Below are 17,580 nucleotides of genomic sequence, written 5' to 3' on the forward strand. Positions count from 1 at the left end.
ATCGCAGCCTTCGGCAGCTCCTACAGAACCAAGCGCAAGCAAGTGCCCTCGTCACAGTGCATCTCTATGACTGAAGGGATCAGTCGCGGAAGTTATTGAATTGCAGGGGCATGCCGAATTCTTTGCCGCGCAGTGCCGCAATGGCTTCCTGCAGGTCGTCACGCTTCTTGCCGGTGACCCGCACCTGCTCGCCCTGGATGGCGGCTTGCACCTTGAGCTTGGCGTCCTTGATATGAGCGACGATTTTCTTCGCCAGCTCCTTATCGATGCCTTCCTTGAGCACGGCTTCCTGCTTCATCAGCTTGCCCGAGGCATAGGCGTCCTTGACCTCGAGGCACTGCACATCGATCTTGCGCTTGACCAGCGCCAGCTTGAGGATCTCGATCATCGCCTCGAGCTGGAACTCGGCCTCGGCGGTCAGGTTCACGGTCAGGTCTTTTTCCTTGAACTCGAAACTGCCCTTGCCCTTGAGGTCATAACGACGGTCGAGTTCCTTGACGGCGTTTTCAACCGCGTTGGTGACTTCGTGTTTGTCCAGTTCGGATACCACGTCGAATGACGGCATGTAGTGTTCTCCAAATAAAAAGGCGCGCCAGTATCAACGGCGCGCGCTTGGCTTGTGGTTAAAATCGGGCTCATTATAACGGCTCTTTTCCTGCCGACACTGCGAGCCCTCAGATGCCTGCGCCAATCCGAGTAAAAAACTGATGTCGACCACCTGGCATGTCCTCGGGGCCGGCAGTCTCGGCACGTTGTGGGCCACACGCCTGGCCCGGGCCGGATTGCCGGTGCGACTGGTGCTGCGCAACGAAGCGCGCTTGCAGGCCTACCGCGGCGCCGGTGGCCTGACGCTGGTGGAACAGGGCCAGGCGCAGTGCTACCCGGTACCGGGCGAAACGGCGGACAGCCCGGAGCCGATCAGGCGCCTGCTGCTGGCTTGCAAGGCGTACGACGCGCAAGCGGCGGTGACGTCGGTGGCCCATCGCCTGGACGCAGAATCGGAACTGATCCTGTTGCAGAACGGCCTCGGCAGCCAGGACGCAGTGGCCAATTGCGTGCCCCTGGCTCGTTGCATCAGTGCCTCCAGCACCGAAGGTGCGTTCCGCGACGGTGACTGGCGCGTGATATTCGCCGGCCATGGCTACACCTGGTTGGGCGATCCGGCTCACCCGGTGGCGCCGTTCTGGCTGGACGACCTGGCCGCCGCCGGCATCCCCCACGAATGGAGCACCGACATCCTCACCCGCCTCTGGCGCAAGCTGGCACTCAACTGCGCAATCAATCCACTGACCGTGCTGCATCACTGCAAGAACGGCGGCCTGCTGCAACACCACTGCGAAGTGGCGACCCTGTGCGCGGAACTCACGAATGTGCTCGAACGGTGCGGCCAGCCCGCGGCGGCCGAGGATTTGCAACCGGAGGTCGAACGGGTAATCCAGGCCACGGCCGCCAATTACTCCTCGATGTACCAGGATGTGGCCAATCGGCGCCGTACCGAAATCAGCTATTTGCTCGGCCACGCCTGCAAGGTTGCCCAGCGCCATGAGCTGAGCGTGCCGCACCTGGAACAACTGCGCCAGCGACTGATTGTCCACTTGGACAACCTCGGATTGCCCAGCGACTGAGCAGCGGCTACGCTGACCCTCGTGTTCCTTCTTAGCGACGAGTCTGATGCCATTGCGCCAGCGCCTTGAAAACCTCCCGGTCGGCCAGAAACTGCTGGCCGCCCTGTTGGTGTTATTGACCACTGTCCTGCTGGTGGCCAACCTGACCTTTATCAGCGCCGCCTACTACATCTCCCAGGAAAGCATGGCGCCCCAGGCCCTGCAGACCATTGGTCGACTGATCGCCAACCCGAGCCTGATCTCCGACGCCCTGCAATCGCCACAAAGCGCCCAGCGCCTGCTCGACGAGCTCAACAGCTACGCACCGCTACGGGCGGCGGCGTTGTACGACGGCCAGGGCGATCGCCTGGCACAACTGCAACAGGGCGAAAAGCTCAAGCTGCCGGACCATTTCCGCAACATACAAGCCTGGCAGGCCAATGAGTTTCGCAGTAACCAGGTCATCACCCTGCCCCGCCCCGGCACGACACCGGGCCATCTGTTGCTGGTGGCCAGCAGCGAATTGCCGACTGCGTTCTACACCGGCACCCTGACCGCCAGCCTCGGCATCCTGATTTTCAGCGTGTTGCTGTGGCTGATCATCGCCCAACAGATCAAACGCCTGATCACCCAACCGATTCATCAACTCGAAGAGCTGTCGCGCCAGGTCACCCGCGAGGAGAACTATGCCCTGCGCGCCGCACGGGGCAACCACGATGAGATCGGCAGCCTGGCCGAGGCATTCAATACCATGCTCTCGCGGATCGAAGCCCGGGAGCAGCAACTCAAGCGCGCGCGGGACGACTCCCAGGCCGCCTACGACCAGGCCCAGGGCCTGGCGGAAGAGACCCGCCATACCAATCGCAAGCTGGAGCTGGAAGTCCAGGTGCGCAGCAAGATCGAGAAAAAACTCACGGGCTTCCAGAACTACCTCAACAGCATCATCGACTCCATGCCGTCGGCCCTGATCGCCCTCGACGAGCAACTCTACGTCACCCAATGGAACCAGGAAGCCAGCGCCCTCTCCGGCACGCGACTGGACGAGGCCCTGAACCAACCGATCTTTCTCGCCTTCGAACCGCTCAAGCCATACCTGCCCCAGCTCAAGCAGACCGTGGAGCAACATACGGTGGCCAAGATCGAACGCGTCACCTGGACCAAGGACGACGAGGCCCGGCATTACGCCCTGACGTTCTATCCACTGATGGGCGGCGCCGGGCGGGGCGTGGTGATCCGCATCGACGACATCACCCAGCGCCTGTCGCTGGAGGAAATGATGGTGCAATCGGAAAAAATGCTCTCGGTCGGCGGCCTCGCGGCGGGCATGGCCCATGAGATCAACAACCCACTCGGGGCGATCCTGCACAACGTGCAGAACATCCGCCGTCGCCTGTCACCGGAACTGCCCAAGAACCTTGAACAGGCCGAGCAACTGGGCATCGAATTGCCGGTGGTCAACCGCTACTTGGAAAGTCGGGAAATCCCACAATTGCTCGACGGCATCCAGCAGGCCGGCGCCCGGGCGGCGAAAATCGTCACCCACATGCTCAGCTTCAGCCGGCGCAGCACGCGGCAGATGGCGCCCTGCGACCTGCCGGCGCTGATCGACCAGGCGGTGGAAATCGCCGGTAATGACTTCGACCTGGCGATCGGCTTCGACTTCAAAGGCCAAGCGATCATCCGTCAGTTCGACCCGAACCTGGGTCCGGTGCCCGGCACGGCCAACGAACTGGAACAGGTGCTGCTCAACCTGCTGAAAAACGCCGCCCAGGCGATCCACCAGCGCCAGGACGACAGCGAACCCGGGCGCATTATCCTGCGTACGCGGTTGAATCCGCCATGGGCGGAAATCCAGGTCGAGGACAACGGCATCGGCATGAGCGAGAACGTCCGCAAGCGCACCTTCGAGCCCTTCTTCACCACCAAGGAGATCGGCCAGGGCACTGGCCTTGGGCTGTCGGTCTCGTATTTCATCATCACCAACAACCACAAGGGCCAGATGGAAGTGCAGTCGGCGCCAGGCCAAGGCACCTGCTTCACCCTGCGCCTGCCCCTGACGGGCACCTCGATGGTGACGCAGGAAAACAAACAACTGGAGCGTTGAGCATGGGTTTTCGCCTGTCGAAGATTTACACCCGCACCGGCGACAAAGGTGAAACCGGGTTGGGCGATGGTCGCCGCGTGGCAAAGGACCACCCACGGGTCGAGGCCATCGGCGAAGTGGACACGCTGAACAGTCAGTTGGGCTTGTTGCTGGCCGGGCTCGCCATCGAAACGGCCCGGTACCCGGCGCTGAAGGAAGTCAGCGAAGTGCTGGGGCCTTGTCAGCATCGATTGTTCGACCTGGGCGGTGAGCTGGCGATGCCGGCCTACCAAGCCTTGAACGTGGCGGAAATCGAGCGGCTGGAAGCGGCGATCGATGTGTGGAACGAGGAATTGGGGCCACTGGAAAATTTCATCCTGCCCGGTGGCTCGACGCTGATCGCCCAGGCCCACGTCTGCCGCAGCCTGGCCCGCAGTGCCGAGCGGCGTTGTCAGCAATTGAACGCGGTAGAGCCGCTGACGGGGCCGGGGTTGGCCTATATCAATCGGTTGTCGGACTTGTTGTTCGTGGCCGCGCGAGTCATTGCCCGGCGGCAAGGGGTGGCGGAGGTGCTGTGGGAAGCGGCGGCCAAGCCCGGGGGCTGAATCGTTTTTGAGGCCGCCATCGCGAGCAAGCTCGCTCCCACAGGGGGACTGTGAATACCCGCAGATCCAGTGTGGGAGCGAGCTTGCTCGCGATGGCGTCAGCAGCCACACCCCAGAATCATGCCCCAGGCCAAAACGCCCGAATCCCCGCCACACCCTGCGCCCCGGCTTCCCAGGCTTTTTGCCGGTCGCCGGGCCCGACCCCACCCAACAGATAAACCGGCCGGTCGAAGCCCTCGATCAACCGCGCCGCTTCTGCCCACCCCAACGGCTGTGCATCGGGATGGGTCTGGGTCGGCTGCACCGGCGAAAGCGTGACGAAGTCCACGTCCATTTGCTGCGCCAGGGACAGCTCCTCGGCGTTATGGCAGGAGGCCGCCAGCCAGCGGTCCTTGCCGAACGGTCGACCGGCCGCGGCATGTTTGCGCAGTTGTGCGGCAGTGATATGCCAACCAGCAGAAGGAAAATCCCCCAGCCATTCGAACGGCCCCTTGAGCATCAGTTGGGCCTTGCCGGCACACAACCCCGCCGCATCCACCGCCAAGTCGCGGTATTGCGGGTCGTAGCCGTTGGGGGCGCGTAGCTGGACCAACTTGATCCCGCCGGCAATCGCCTTCTGCATGCCGCGCAGCAAGGCCGGCGTCTCAAGGCCTTCCGGGGTGATCAGGTATTCAGCCGGCAAACGGGCCGCCGCGATGATCGGCTGATTGGCCGCCGGAAACTCATGATTCGTCAGGTCGCGGGCCGTCACCCAGGCCAACGGTTGCCCTTCGGCGCCATGGGGATCGCCGGTGAACGCCGAGACTTCCCAGACATCCAGCAACACCTGCTTGTCCGGGTAATCGTGACACACCTTGATCAACGGCCGGGCGGCGTCGACGACAATGCCCAGCTCTTCGTGAAGTTCACGGGCCAGGGCGGTTTCGACGGATTCGTCGGCCTCGACCTTGCCGCCAGGAAACTCCCACAGGCCGCCCTGGTGCTGGGTGTCGGCCCGTCGGGCGATCAGGATTTTGCCAGCGGCATCGCGGATGACCGCTGCCGCCACATGGACTCGTTTCACCGCGCAGTATCCTCCAGGCCAGCTTGTTGCCACGCCTTGAACGCTGGCCATTGATATAGGGTTTCGACGTAGGCCTCATCAACCTCGGACAGTTTCACCTGATAAGTGCGCAAGCGCACGGCAACAGGAGCAAAAAACGCGTCGGCCAAGCTGACGCGGCCAAACAGGTAGGGACCGGCCTCGGTCGCCTCGGCACGGCATTCGGCCCACAGCGCCAGTATCCGCTCGATTTCCACTTGGACATCAGCCGGCATGGGCGACAGCGGTGCATCGCGTAGCAGGTCAAACGGCATGTGGCTGCGGATGGCGAAAAAACCGCTGTGCATTTGCGCACAGGCCGAGCGTGCCTGGGCTCGAGCGGCCACATCCTTGGGCCAGAGACCAGCCTGCGGGAACTGTTCGGCCAGGTATTCGGCAATCGCCAGGGAATCAGCGATCACGCCGAATTCGGTCTTGAGCAACGGAACCTTGGCCGTGGCCGAGTACTTGAGCAGCTTTTCGCGGGTGTCGGGCTGGTCGAGCCTGACCAGCTCTTCGGTGTACTTCGCGCCGGTCAGCGCCAGGGCGAGCGCGCCGCGCAGGGACCAGGAAGATATGCGTTGGTCGCCAATGATCAGGTGCAGGCTCATGTCTGGATTCCTTTCTTGTGGTTTTGTAGAGGCTGTACTGGCGCCATCGCGAGCAAGCTCGCTCCCACAGGGGATCGGTGGTCAGTCACCCCGCAAATCCCTGTGGGAGCGAGCCTGCTCGCGATGGCAGCAACTCGGTCCCGAACCTGTTAAGTCCTGTACTCAGCGTTGATCTTGACGTACTCGTGGGACAGGTCGGTGGTCCAGATGGTTTCGCTGCAATCACCCCGCCCCAACTCGATACGGATGGTGATTTCTTCTTGCTGCATCACCGCCGCGCCCTGGGCTTCGGTGTAGGTTGCAGCGCGAGCGCCCTGGCTGGCGATGCAGACTTCGCCGAGGAACACGTCGATCTTGCTCACGTCCAGCTCAGGCACGCCGGCCCGGCCGACGGCGGCGAGGATGCGGCCCCAGTTCGGGTCGGAGGCGAACAGTGCGGTCTTGATCAGCGGCGAATGGGCCACGGTGTAGCCGACGTCCAGGCATTCCTGGTGATTGCCACCGCCGTTGACCTGCACGGTCACGAACTTGGTTGCGCCTTCGCCGTCACGGACGATAGCCTGGGCCACTTCCATGCAGACGTCGAACACGGCCTGCTTCAGGGCTTCGAACAGCGGGCCGCTGGCCTCGGTGATTTCCGGCAGGTTGGCCTGGCCGGTGGCGATCAGCATGCAGCAGTCGTTGGTGGAGGTGTCGCCGTCGATGGTGATGCGGTTGAACGACTTGTTGGCGCCGTCGAGCATCAGGTCTTGCAGCACCTGGCGCGAGACCTTGGCGTCGGTGGCGATGTAGCCGAGCATGGTCGCCATGTTCGGCCGGATCATGCCAGCGCCTTTGCTGATGCCGGTGACGGTGATGGTCACGCCGTCATGCTCGAACTGACGGCTCGCACCCTTGGGCAGGGTGTCGGTGGTCATGATGCCGGTGGCGGCGGCGGCCCAGTTGTTTTCCGACAGGTCGTCCAGGGCGGCTTGCAGCGCGCCTTCGATCTTCTCGACCGGCAGCGGTTCGCCGATCACGCCGGTGGAATACGGCAGCACCTGGCTGGCGTCGACGCCGGTCAATTCCGCCAGCTTGGCGCAGGTGCGCTCGGCGGCGGCCAAGCCTGGCGCGCCGGTGCCGGCGTTGGCGTTACCGGTGTTGGTCAACAGGTAACGCACCGGCCCCTGCACGCGTTGCTTGGCCAGGATGACCGGCGCGGCGCAAAAGGCGTTGAGGGTGAACACACCCGCCACCGTCGAGCCTTCGGCGCAACGCATGACCACGACGTCCTTGCGCCCGGGGCGCTTGATGCCCGCCGAGGCAATACCGAGTTCAAAACCGGCAACCGGGTGCAACGTGGGCAACGGACCAAGACCAACAGCCATGAATGCGCTCCTAAATTAGATGTCTATCGACGCCGCCCTCATTGAGACGGCGAATCAAAATGGCAAAACGCCGCGACGGATAAAATCCGGTCGCGGCGCGGGTGGTTCAGCGTTGAGACGGGTTTATTGGATCTGCCCGTGGCAATGCTTGTATTTCTTGCCCGAACCGCAATAGCACAGTTCGTTACGGCCCAGCTTCTGCTCGTTGCGCACCGGTGCGGTCGCCAGGGCGACATCCACATCGACCCCCTCTTCGGCTACCACTTCCAGGCCAGGGGCTTCGGCGTGTTCGAACTGCATGCGCGCAGCCAGGGCTTCGGCTTCCTGGCGCAGGCGAGCCTCTTCTTCGGCCGGGTCTTCGCGGCGAACCTGTACGTGGGACAGCACGCGGATCGAGTCGCGCTTGATCGAGTCGAGCAACTCGGAGAACAGCGTGTAGGACTCGCGCTTGTACTCCTGCTTCGGGTTCTTCTGGGCGTAACCACGCAAATGGATACCGTGGCGCAGGTGGTCCATGGTCGACAGGTGGTCTTTCCACAAATCGTCCAGCACCCGCAGCACAATCTGCTTCTCGAAGGAGCGCAGCGCTTCGGCGCCGGCCTGGTCTTCCTTCTCGTTGTAGGCAGCGATCAGTTCGGCCAGCAGTTTTTCGCGCAGGGTTTCTTCGTACAGGTGATCGTCTTCGTCGAGCCATTGCTGGATCGGCAAAGCCACGCCGAAGTCGCTCTGCAAGGCGGCTTCCAGGCCGGCGACGTCCCACTGTTCCGGCAGCGACTGCGGCGGGATGTGGGCGCTGACGGTGGCATTGAGCACGTCCTGGCGGAAATCGGCGATGGTTTCGCCAATGTTGTCGGCGGCCAACAGACTGTTACGCATGTGATAGATCACTTTACGCTGTTCGTTGTTGACGTCGTCGAACTCGAGCAGTTGCTTGCGGATATCGAAGTTGCGGCCTTCGACCTTGCGCTGGGCCTTCTCGATGGCGTTGGTCACCATGCGGTGCTCGATCGCCTCGCCGGGCTGCATGCCCAGGGCCTTCATGAAGTTCTTCACCCGGTCAGAGGCGAAGATGCGCATCAGGCTGTCTTCCAGGGACAGGTAGAAACGGCTGGAACCGGCGTCGCCCTGGCGACCGGCACGGCCACGCAGCTGGTTGTCGATACGACGGGATTCGTGACGCTCGGAGGCGATTACCTGCAAACCGCCGGACTCGAGTACCTGTTGGTGACGCTTCTGCCAGTCGGCCTTGATCTGCGCGATTTGCTCGGGGGTCGGGTTTTCCAGGCTGGCGACTTCCACTTCCCAGTTGCCGCCCAGCAGGATGTCGGTACCACGACCGGCCATGTTGGTGGCGATGGTCAGCGCACCCGGGCGACCGGCCTGGGCGATGATCTCGGCTTCCTTCTCGTGGAACTTGGCGTTGAGGACCTTGTGCTCGATACCTTCCTTGTTGAGCAAGGCGGACATGTGCTCGGAGGTCTCGATGGTGGCGGTACCCACCAGGATCGGACGGCCCTGGGCCATGCCTTCCTTGATGTCGTTGATGATCGCCGCGTACTTCTCTTCGGCGGTCAGGAACACCAGGTCGTTGTAGTCCTTACGGGCCAGTGGCTTGTTCGGCGGGATCACCACCACTTGCAGGCCGTAGATCTGGTGGAACTCGAACGCCTCGGTGTCGGCGGTACCGGTCATGCCGGACAGCTTGCTGTACAGGCGGAAGTAGTTCTGGAAGGTGGTCGAGGCCAGGGTCTGGCTCTCGGCCTGGATGTTCAGGCCTTCCTTGGCTTCGATGGCCTGGTGCAGGCCCTCGGACAGGCGACGACCCGGCATGGTACGGCCGGTGTGTTCGTCCACCAGCACGACCTGGCCATCCTGGACGATGTATTCGACGTTGCGATGGAACAGCTTGTGGGCACGCAGGCCGGCATAGACGTGGGTCAGCAAGCCCAGGTTATGGGCCGAGTACAGGCTCTCGCCTTCGGCCAGCAAGCCGACGCGGGTGAGCATTTCCTCGATGAACTGGTGACCGGCCTCGTTGAGCTCGACCTGGCGGGTCTTCTCGTCGATGGTGTAGTGCCCGGGCTGGGTCACTTCGCCTTCGATTTCCTCGACGTGCAACTTGAGCTGCGGGATCAGCTTGTTGATCTCGATGTACAGCTTGGAGCTGTCCTCGGCCTGACCGGAAATGATCAGCGGGGTACGAGCTTCATCGATGAGGATGGAGTCGACTTCGTCGATCACGGCAAAGTTGAGTTCACGCTGGAATTTTTCTTCCATGCTGAACGCCATGTTGTCGCGCAGGTAGTCGAAGCCGAATTCGTTGTTGGTGCCGTAGGTGATGTCGGCGGCATAGGCGGCGCGCTTCTCTTCCGGCGGCTGGAACGGCGTGACGACGCCGACGGTCAGGCCGAGGAATTCGTAGAGCGGGCGCATCCAGTTGGCGTCGCGGCGAGCCAGGTAGTCGTTGACCGTCACCACGTGCACGCCCTTGCCGGACAGTGCGTTGAGGTACACGCCCAGGGTCGCCACGAGGGTCTTGCCCTCACCGGTACGCATTTCGGCGATCTTGCCTTCGTGCAAGGTCATGCCGCCGATCAACTGAACGTCGAAGTGGCGCATGCCCATGATCCGCTTGCCGGCTTCACGGGCGACCGCAAAGGCTTCGGGCAGCAGCTGGTCAAGGGTTTCCCCCTTGGCGATGCGGTCCTTGAATTCGGCAGTCTTGGCGCGTAACTGATCGTCCGAAAGGGCCACCATTTGCTCTTCGAAGGCATTGACAGTCTGTACCGTCTTGAGCATGCGCTTGACTTCACGCTCGTTCTTGCTTCCAAAAAGTTTCTTTAACAAAGGCGCAAACATATCGGCAGGATCTTCCACACTAAAGGGATGGAGGGCGGCCCCATGAGTCGCCCGTGCAGCCCTCATGGCCGCATGCGAACGAGCATTCTACCCGGAAACGATGGAGAGGAAAGTGGCGTTATTCCACGATGCTGGCACAGCGCTGTGACGGGGCCACCCTAAAATAAGGGCTTTTGTGCGAACTTCAACCCACAAAGCGCAGAAGTTATTCATTGATTGCGTAGCCAAAAGCCGCAGGGCGAGAGGGTCGAGGCGCGTCCGGCGCTTTCTGCTACCATGGCGCCTCTGTCACTTGCGGTATTCATCCATGGCCTTCCGCCCTCTTCCAGCCAAGGCGCCCGCCGTTCTGCTGCGCGAAGCCAAGCCGCTGAAAGCCATCTTCGGCCACGCCAGACGCCTGGGCCATTTGCAGCGCCTGCTGGACAGCCAGTTGCAACCGGCCGCGCGCGAGCATTGCCACGTGGCATCCTGGCGCGAAGGCAGCCTGCTGTTGATCGTCACCGACGGCCACTGGGCTACGCGCCTGCGCTATCAGCAAAAACGCCTGCTGCGCCAACTCCAGGCGTTCGAAGAATTCGCCAACTTGACGCGGATCCTGTTCAAGGTGCAACCGCCCACTGTCCAGGTCGGCGCCAAGGGCCATACGATGGATCTGTCCACCGACGCCGCGGCGACCATCCAGGCCACCGCCGACGGCATCAGCGATCCTAACCTGCGGGCGGCGCTGGAGCGGTTGGCCGCACATGCGCGGCCCAAGGATTGAGATTTTCGGCGTCGGCTATATAGCGATCGCGAGCAAGCTCGCTCCCACAGTCGATCTGCAGCAGCCACCTATTTCGCGTACGACACCAATCCTTGTGGGAGCGAGCTTGCTCGCGAAGGGAGCAACTCGGTATCGATTACCGGCGCCGCTTGCTGCCCCCCAGCAACGACCCCATCAACCCGCGCACCAGCTGCCGGCCCAGTTGATTAGCCGCCTGACGCATCGCCGATTTAAGCGCCTGGCCGGCTGCCGTGCCAAGGAACTCGCCGGCCTTTTCGGTGAAGCTGGGTTCTTCGGCCGTGGACTTGCCCGGCACCGCTTCGGCCTGGGGCTCCAGCCCCTTGCGTCCCATCAGCACTTCGTAGGCCGACTCGCGATCAATGGGCTTGTCGTAGCGCCCTTGCAGCGCCGAACTGGCGATCAACCCGGCGCGCTCGGCCTCGCTCAGCGGCCCGATGCGCGATTGCGGGGGCGCCACCAGCACCCGCTGGACCATTTCCGGCGTGCCTTTTTCCTGCAAGGTGCCCACCAGGGCCTCACCGATGCCCAGCTCGGTCAGCACCGCCAGGGCATCGAACTGCGGGTTGGGGCGGAACCCGTCGGCCACCGCCCGCAGGGATTTCTGTTCCTTGGCCGTGAAGGCCCGCAAGCCGTGCTGGATGCGCAACCCTAGCTGGGCAAGCACGTCGTCCGGCAAATCGCCCGGCGACTGGGTCACGAAATACACCCCCACGCCCTTGGAACGGATCAGGCGCACCACTTGTTCCAGGCGCTCCTGCAAAGCCTTGGGCGTACCGGCAAAGAGCAAGTGCGCCTCATCGAAGAACAGCGCCAGCAGCGGCTTGTCCGCATCGCCGCGCTCAGGCAACTGCTCGAACAGCTCGGCCAGCAGCCACAGCAGGAACGTCGCGTAGACCTTCGGCGCTTCGTGGACCAGGCGACTGGCATCAAGCAAGTGGATGCGGCCACGGCCATCGCTGGCCGGTTGCAGGATGTCTTCGAGCTGCAACGCCGGTTCGCCGAACAACGCGTCCGCGCCCTGCTGTTCCAAAGTGGACAGGCGCCGCAGCAGCGCCTGACTGGAGCCGGTGGTCATCAGCGCCGCATCGTCCCCCAGCAGCTCGGGGTTGTCCTTGAGATGATTGAGCAGCGCCTTCAGGTCCTTGAGGTCCAGCAACAACAGGCCTTCACGGTCGGCCACCTTGAACGCGGCGTAGAGCGCCGACTGCTGGCTGTCCGTGAGTTCCAGCAGGCTGCCGATCAACAAAGGGCCCATCTCGCTCAGGGTGGTGCGCAGTGGATGCCCGGACTGGCCGTGGATATCCCACAAGGTCACCGGATAAGCCTGGGGCTTGTGGTCGAGCCAGGGCATGCCGGCGATGCGCTCGGCGATCTTGCCCTGGGGGTTGCCGGCAGCACCCAGGCCGCACAGGTCGCCCTTGATATCCGCCGCGAACACCGCCACGCCGGCATCGCTGAACATTTCGGCCAGGCGCTGCAAGGTGACGGTCTTGCCGGTGCCGGTGGCGCCCGCCACCAGGCCATGACGGTTCGCCAGGCGCATGGCCTGGGCGATGGGCTGGCCGCTGAGGTCGGCACCGATAACGAGTTGCGATGAGTCAGGCATATGGTCACCCGTGTGTTTGCGATATGACGCCATTTTGCACGCTTATATAAAAGCATGCCTGGCGCATTGAGGCCCTGGCAGCAGGAATAATAGCTGCGAACCTGGGCAGGCCCTATCGCGAGCAGGCTCGCTCCCACAGGAGTTTTGTGTACACCAAAAAACCAATGTGGGAGCGAGCTTGCTCGCGATGAGGCCCTGTCAAACCCAGCAATACTCCACTTGCAGCGCACCCGCCCCACAACCCCAACCGAACATCTATTCTTCATAAAGGTCAACACAGGAGAACACAGACCGGAGGGACGTTCATCGTGCATATAGCGGACATAACCATGTTCTACGCCCCCGCCAGCGGAGGCGTGCGCACTTATCTGGATGCCAAGCACCGGCGCCTGGGCGATCGGCCCGGTATTCGCCACAGCCTGTTGATCCCCGGCGCGCATTTGAGCGAGCACGACGGAATCTACAAGGTGCCAGCCCCTGCGCTGCCGTTCGGCAAGGGCTATCGCTTCCCCCTTCGCCTGGCGCCGTGGCGCAATGTCCTGCGCGATCTGCAACCGGATCTGATCGAGGTCGGCGATCCGTACCTCACCGCCTGGGCCGCATTGGATGCCCGCCGTCAGCTCGACGTGCCCGTCATCGGCTTCTATCACTCCGACCTGCCACTGTTGGTGAGTAACCGCATGGGCAACTGGTTCACCCCCAATATCGAAGCCTATGTCAGCAAGTTGTATGGCAATTTCGACCGGGTCCTGGCGCCGAGCCAGGTCATGGCCGACAAGCTGACCGGGCTGGGGGTCAAGAACGTCTATGTGCAACCCCTGGGCGTTGACCTGCAAACCTTCACCCCTGCCGCCCGCGACCCGGAACTGCGGGCCGAGCTGGGTATCGCCGAAGACGCGCGCCTGCTGATTTTCGCCGGGCGCGGCTCCAAGGAAAAAAACCTGCCGGTGCTGCTCAAGTGCATGAAACGCCTGGGCGAGCGCTATCACCTGTTGTTGGTGGGCTCATCGATGCCCGCCGTGGTGCCGGACAACGTCACGGTGGTCGACGAGTTCTGCCCGGCGCCGCAAGTCGCCCGGCTCATGGCCAGCGCCGATGCCCTGGTGCACGCCGGCGATCAGGAGACCTTCGGCCTGGTGATCCTCGAAGCCATGGCCAGCGGTATTCCCGTGGTGGCGGTGGCGGCCGGTGCTTTCACTGAAATCGTCCACGAGGACTGCGGCCTGCTGTGCACGCCCAACAATCCGCAAGCCATGGCCAATGCCGTGCGGCAACTTTTCAGCGAAGGCTGCGAACGCCGTGGCCTGCTGGCACGCCGGCATGTGGAGCGTCATTATGCCTGGGACACCGTGGTCAACAGCTTGCTGGGGCACTACTACGCCGTGCTCGGCGAACAAATGCCGTTGCTGGCCAATGGTTGAGGCGAGGACCGTGTCGATGAGTTCTTCGCCCAGCGTGCTATTGGTGTTGCATGACGTGGCACCGCAAACCTGGCCCGACTACCAGCCCTTCGTCGAGGCCGTGGATGCCCTCGGCCAGGTGCCGATGACCTGGCTGGTGGTGCCGGACTTCCACCGCACCAATGCCTTGGAGGCTCACCCCGACTTTCGCCGCCTGCTCGACCGTCGGGTCGAGCGCGGCGACGAGCTGGTGCTGCATGGCTACTATCATTGTGACGACGGCCCTGCCGCCCGCCACCCTAAGGATTGGTTCATGCGCCGGGTCTATACCCATGAAGGGGAGTTCTACAACCTGTCCGAGGTCGCCGCCCTCGCCCGCCTGCGCGCCGGGATCGACACCTTTGAGCGTTACCATTGGCCGCTGGAAGGTTTCGTCGCCCCAGCCTGGCTGATGAGCGAAGGCACACGCCAAGCCTTGCGCCAGTTACCGCTGAGCTACACCAGTGACACCCAACACCTCTATCGCCTGCCCGACTTCAGCGCCATCGACGCGCCGGGCCTGGTCTGGAGTGCCCGCAGTGCCTGGCGCCGTGGCCTGTCGAAAGTCATCAGCGACCAGCGTGAACAGCGCTGGCGCCAGGCCCCGGTGATTCGTCTGGGCCTGCACCCGGTGGACATGCGCCACGGATTTTCCCGGGACTATTGGCTGCGCACCCTCGAACGCCTGCTCAACGACGGTCGCGTGCCGATGACCAAGGTCGGCTGGCTGGCAACCCAGGGGCTGCGGGCCCGCAGCGCCGCATGAAACGGCTGATCTGGCTGGGCGCCGCCCTGCTCACGGCGCTGTTGGTGCCGCTGCTGGTCGGCGGCGGGGAAATGTGGTCGCGGGTGCAGCGCTTTCCCCTGTCCCTACTGCTGGCCATGCTCGGCATGATCGTGCTGTGCTGGGGCTTGAATTCCGTGCGCCTGCGCCTGCTGCTGGGGGAATACCGTGGGCGCATCGGCGGGTGGAAAAGCATGGGCGTGGTGATGTCCACCGAATTCGCCATGTGCGCGACGCCCGGAGGCAGTGGCGGCCCGCTGACGCTGATGGCTCTGCTGGCGCGCAACGGTGTGCGCCCGGCCCATGGCAGCGCGGTGTTCGCCATGGATCAACTGAGCGACTTGCTGTTCTTCCTCTGCGCCTTGGTGGGCATTCTGTTCTACGCGCTGTTCCAGAACCTCAGCCAGCGCCTGGAATGGATGCTGGCGTTGAGCGCGATTTCATTGTTTGGCGGGCTGTTCGGCTGCGTGCTGGTGGCCCGTTATCACCGCCGGCTGATTCTGCTGGGGGCTCGTGTTCTGCGGCACTTGCGGGTAAAGACCGCCACACGCCGACGCTGGGGCCGCAAGATCCTGAACTTCCTCGCGGCCTTCACCGACACCCTGAAATTGCCACGACAGACCCTGTTCCAAGTCTTCGGCCTGACCTGCCTGCATTGGGCGCTGCGCTACAGCGTGTTGTACCTGGCATTGAAGGGGCTGGGCGCGGACTTGCAGTGGGCCTGGAGTTTCCTGATCCAGATGCTGTCCTTGAGCGCGGGACAGTTCAGCCTGCTGCCGGGCGGTGCCGGGGCGGCCGAGCTGACTTCGGCGGCGCTGCTGGCTCCCATGGTGGGCAAGTCCACCGCAGCGGCGGCGATCCTGATCTGGCGGGCGGTGACCTATTACTTTTACCTGGTGGCCGGTGGGCCGGTGTTCTTCCTGATGGTCGGGCGGCCGTTGATCAAGAAGCTGATCAGGCTCAGGCAAGCCTGACCGGTCACGGCGTCTGTTCGGGCTCGTCCTGGGGATGCAATTGCTCCCACAATTGCGCGGCGTCGGGAAACTCGGTGCCATCCTCCGGGCTTAACGCGTCGGGGTCATAACGGCTGAGGCAGCCCTCGCCCAGGGTGGCTGGCGCCTTGGAGGTGGCTTTGTCCAATGGATCGGTCATGGCGAACCTCATGAAAAAAGGCCTGGCGATGACTCGTCCAGGCCCTTGGCAGTGTAGTCAGAAGACCACGGTCTTGTTGCCGTGCACCAGCACCCGGTCTTCCAGGTGATAACGCAGGCCGCGGGCCAACACCATCTTCTCTACGTCACGGCCGAAACGCACCATGTCTTCGATGCTGTCGCTGTGGCTGACGCGCACCACGTCCTGCTCGATGATCGGGCCGGCATCCAGCTCTTCGGTCACGTAGTGACAGGTGGCGCCAATCAGCTTCACACCGCGCATCGACGCCTGGTGGTACGGCTTGGCCCCGACGAACGACGGCAGGAAACTGTGGTGGATGTTGATGACCTTATGGGCGTATTCGCTGCACAAGGCCGGCGGCAGGATCTGCATGTAGCGAGCCAGTACCACCACCTCGGCGTCGTGCTGCTTGACCAGTCGCGAGACCTCGGCGAAGGCCGGATGCTTGTCCTGCGGGTCGACCGGCACGTGGTAGTACGGGATGCCGTGCCATTCCACCATGCTGCGCAAGTCATCATGGTTGGAAATCACACAGGCGATGTCGCAATCGAGCTCATCGCTGTGCCAGCGGTGCAGCAAGTCAGCCAGGCAATGAGACTCGCGGCTGGCCATGAGCACCACGCGTTTTTTCTGCGCGGTGTCGGTGATACGCCAGTCCATCGAGAACTCTTCGGCAATGGGGGCGAACGCTTCACGAAAGGCTTCAATGCCGAAGGGCAGCGAGTCGGCACGAATCTCGTGACGCATGAAAAACCAACCGCTTTGATTGTCCGAGTGATGGCTCGCTTCGGTGATCCAGCCGTTATGGGACGCCAGAAAGTTACTGACTTTAGCAACGATGCCGACGCGGTCCGGGCAAGCAATCACCAGACGAAAAGTGCGCATTAGGGGAACTCCAGAACTTCGCAAAGGCGGCCATTCTAGCCATTGCGCGGCAAAACTGCAGTATCGATGACACGCCGGATCCTGGGCGGCAGCCCCAGGCCATGGCCGGCGAGGCCCGGGAAGGCAGATTATATGTGAACAGATGTGAAGACACTGTCGCGGTATTTAACTGCAACAGGCGTTTTTGTGGCGCAGCACTAATTAATTAAATAAAACACCGGTTAAATGTTTACTTGATGAAACTGTCTGATTACTATTGCCGCACTGTCTCCTTGTCACCCGCGTCCTACATAAGGTAGTCCCCATGTCCTTGATCAATGAATACCGCGCCACAGAAGAAGCCATCAAAGAACTGCAAGCTCGCCTGAAAAACCTGTCGCAAGACGACAAACTGCAAACCGAGCTTGAGTTCGAAGGCAAACTGCGCACGCTGATGGGCGAATACTCCAAGTCGCTGCGCGACATCATTGCCCTGCTGGATCCAGAAGCCAAGTCGAGCAAAGCCCCACGTGGCGCCGTGAAAACTACCGGCACCAAGCGCGCTCGCAAAGTTAAGCAATACAAGAACCCGCACAACGGTGAAGTCATCGAAACCAAAGGTGGCAACCACAAGACTCTGAAAGAGTGGAAAGCCAAGTGGGGCGGTGACGTGGTAGAAGGCTGGGCAACCCTGCTGGGCTAAGCCTCACCGCGGCGCAA

The 17,580-nt window shown here is 62.6% G+C and carries 16 protein-coding genes; 8 read left to right on the forward strand and 8 right to left on the reverse strand.

From position 1 onward, the window contains the following. Positions 1-79 precede the first annotated feature (79 nt). Positions 80-565 carry a YajQ family cyclic di-GMP-binding protein gene (locus BT125_RS17590; protein ID WP_060740892.1) on the reverse strand — a complete coding sequence of 162 codons (486 nt, stop codon included), beginning with the start codon at positions 563-565 and terminating at the stop codon, positions 80-82. A gap of 142 nt (positions 566-707) precedes the next feature. Between BT125_RS17590 and BT125_RS17595 the strand changes: the two genes are divergently transcribed. From BT125_RS17595 to BT125_RS17605, 3 genes are read left to right on the forward strand one after another with little or no spacing between them, the layout of a single operon-like run. Next, positions 708-1,625 carry a putative 2-dehydropantoate 2-reductase gene (locus BT125_RS17595; protein WP_072408795.1) on the forward strand — a complete coding sequence of 306 codons (918 nt, stop codon included), beginning with the start codon at positions 708-710 and terminating at the stop codon, positions 1,623-1,625. Positions 1,626-1,671: 46 nt separating this feature from the next. Further along, a complete protein-coding gene (locus BT125_RS17600; RefSeq protein WP_072408797.1) occupies positions 1,672-3,708 on the forward strand; it encodes a sensor histidine kinase in 2,037 nt (678 codons plus the stop codon). A 2-nt stretch (positions 3,709-3,710) separates the two neighbouring features. Next, the gene (locus tag BT125_RS17605; protein WP_072408799.1) at positions 3,711-4,292 is read left to right on the forward strand and encodes a cob(I)yrinic acid a,c-diamide adenosyltransferase; all 582 of its coding nucleotides are present in this window, start codon (positions 3,711-3,713) and stop codon (positions 4,290-4,292) included. 118 nt (positions 4,293-4,410) lie between these two features. On the opposite strand, the gene BT125_RS17610 is transcribed toward BT125_RS17605, so the two are convergent. The 4 genes from BT125_RS17610 to secA form a co-directional block, all read right to left on the reverse strand. Continuing rightward, a complete protein-coding gene (locus BT125_RS17610) occupies positions 4,411-5,355 on the reverse strand; it encodes a Nudix family hydrolase (protein WP_072408802.1) in 945 nt (314 codons plus the stop codon). After that, positions 5,352-5,984 (reverse strand): glutathione S-transferase family protein, encoded by a 633-nt coding sequence (locus BT125_RS17615; protein ID WP_072408804.1) that lies wholly within the window; start codon positions 5,982-5,984, stop codon positions 5,352-5,354. The genes BT125_RS17610 and BT125_RS17615 overlap by 4 nt, the downstream gene beginning before the upstream one ends. Before the next feature lie 149 nt (positions 5,985-6,133). Continuing rightward, positions 6,134-7,351, reverse strand: a complete 1,218-nt coding sequence (gene argJ / locus BT125_RS17620; RefSeq protein ID WP_072408806.1) for a bifunctional glutamate N-acetyltransferase/amino-acid acetyltransferase ArgJ — start codon at positions 7,349-7,351, stop codon at positions 6,134-6,136. A 123-nt stretch (positions 7,352-7,474) separates the two neighbouring features. Continuing rightward, positions 7,475-10,210, reverse strand: coding sequence for a preprotein translocase subunit SecA (secA, locus tag BT125_RS17625; RefSeq protein ID WP_072408808.1), 2,736 nt, complete (start codon positions 10,208-10,210; stop codon positions 7,475-7,477). Between the two features lie 307 nt (positions 10,211-10,517). On the opposite strand from secA, the gene BT125_RS17630 reads away from it, so the two are divergent. Beyond that, a complete protein-coding gene (locus BT125_RS17630; protein ID WP_072408810.1) occupies positions 10,518-10,973 on the forward strand; it encodes a DUF721 domain-containing protein in 456 nt (151 codons plus the stop codon). 136 nt (positions 10,974-11,109) lie between these two features. On the opposite strand, the gene BT125_RS17635 is transcribed toward BT125_RS17630, so the two are convergent. Next, positions 11,110-12,600 (reverse strand): helicase HerA-like domain-containing protein, encoded by a 1,491-nt coding sequence (locus BT125_RS17635; RefSeq protein WP_072408813.1) that lies wholly within the window; start codon positions 12,598-12,600, stop codon positions 11,110-11,112. A 329-nt stretch (positions 12,601-12,929) separates the two neighbouring features. Between BT125_RS17635 and BT125_RS17640 the strand changes: the two genes are divergently transcribed. Genes BT125_RS17640 through BT125_RS17650 form a run of 3 tightly spaced genes read left to right on the forward strand, consistent with a single transcriptional unit; the run spans position 12,930 to position 15,797 of the window. Next, positions 12,930-14,021 carry an N-acetylglucosaminyl phosphatidylglycerol synthase gene (locus BT125_RS17640; protein WP_083564522.1) on the forward strand — a complete coding sequence of 364 codons (1,092 nt, stop codon included), beginning with the start codon at positions 12,930-12,932 and terminating at the stop codon, positions 14,019-14,021. A gap of 16 nt (positions 14,022-14,037) precedes the next feature. After that, positions 14,038-14,805, forward strand: coding sequence for an N-acetylglucosaminyl phosphatidylglycerol deacetylase (locus BT125_RS17645; RefSeq protein WP_072408817.1), 768 nt, complete (start codon positions 14,038-14,040; stop codon positions 14,803-14,805). Then, on the forward strand, positions 14,802-15,797 hold the full coding sequence (locus tag BT125_RS17650) for a glucosaminyl phosphatidylglycerol flippase (RefSeq protein ID WP_072408820.1): 996 nt from the start codon (positions 14,802-14,804) through the stop codon (positions 15,795-15,797). Before BT125_RS17645 ends, BT125_RS17650 begins: the two co-directional genes overlap by 4 nt. A gap of 4 nt (positions 15,798-15,801) precedes the next feature. Here BT125_RS17650 and BT125_RS29465 read toward each other — a convergent pair whose 3' ends face one another. Next, the gene (locus BT125_RS29465; protein WP_170842278.1) at positions 15,802-15,975 is read right to left on the reverse strand and encodes a hypothetical protein; all 174 of its coding nucleotides are present in this window, start codon (positions 15,973-15,975) and stop codon (positions 15,802-15,804) included. Between the two features lie 57 nt (positions 15,976-16,032). Then, positions 16,033-16,881: a formyltetrahydrofolate deformylase gene (gene purU / locus BT125_RS17655; protein ID WP_060740880.1), complete on the reverse strand. Its 849-nt coding sequence runs from the start codon at positions 16,879-16,881 to the stop codon at positions 16,033-16,035. A 304-nt stretch (positions 16,882-17,185) separates the two neighbouring features. Here purU and mvaT point away from each other — a divergent pair, with 304 nt between their 5' ends. After that, positions 17,186-17,563 (forward strand): histone-like nucleoid-structuring protein MvaT, encoded by a 378-nt coding sequence (gene mvaT / locus BT125_RS17660; protein WP_003205091.1) that lies wholly within the window; start codon positions 17,186-17,188, stop codon positions 17,561-17,563. Positions 17,564-17,580: the final 17 nt, after the last annotated feature.

It is taken from the genome of Pseudomonas sp. NFACC04-2 (assembly GCF_900119265.1).
Taxonomy (GTDB): Bacteria; Pseudomonadota; Gammaproteobacteria; order Pseudomonadales; family Pseudomonadaceae; genus Aquipseudomonas; species Aquipseudomonas fluorescens_AA.